This window comes from Escherichia sp. AM3 (genome assembly GCF_032029835.1).
GTDB classification, from domain to species: Bacteria; Pseudomonadota; Gammaproteobacteria; order Enterobacterales; family Enterobacteriaceae; genus Escherichia; species Escherichia coli.
In genome coordinates this window covers 1-455 of sequence record NZ_JAVUPQ010000571.1, presented here as the reverse complement: position 1 = coordinate 455, position 455 = coordinate 1, and the positions used below count along the sequence as shown (strand labels likewise).

At 48.4% G+C, this 455-nt stretch carries 2 protein-coding genes; both read left to right on the top strand.

Translation table 11 applies throughout. The features are described from left to right. Positions 1-201: hypothetical protein (locus RTW80_RS27300; protein WP_312721212.1), on the top strand; the 201-nt coding region annotated here is incomplete at its 5' end. Beyond that, the coding region (locus RTW80_RS27295) for a MarR family transcriptional regulator (RefSeq protein ID WP_312721210.1) at positions 179-455 on the top strand (277 nt) is incomplete at its 3' end. The genes RTW80_RS27300 and RTW80_RS27295, both read left to right, overlap by 23 nt.

Here is a 455-nt window from a genome sequence, read left to right as displayed (position 1 = left end):
TACCCATATATTGCGATCAGCGTCAACGCTTTCCAGCAGATCAATAAACCTTCGGGTTCAGCCAGGGAGTCACTGCATCAAATGTTTATTTTCCGGTGTCGCATTCTGGACTCAGATCTAATGCGGGTATACGCTCTTAAATCCCTTTTGTTATCTGATCTTGATATGGGCACTGGATATGAGTTCTCCCTGCTACTGTAAAAATCTGCGTGATTTCACACGTAAGATGACCGCGATTTACGATGCCGAGCTGGATGCCTATGGCATCAATATTGCTCAGTATTCGTTGATGAGGCTGGTGATAAACAATAATCCCGTAAGCCTTACCCGGCTCGGTGATATCGCCGGGCTGGATCGTTCTACGGTAGGACGAAACGTCACCGTTCTGGCGCGTCAGGGGTGGTTGCAGGTTGACCGTGATGGTATGGACAAAAGGCAGCAGCAGGTCTCTATCA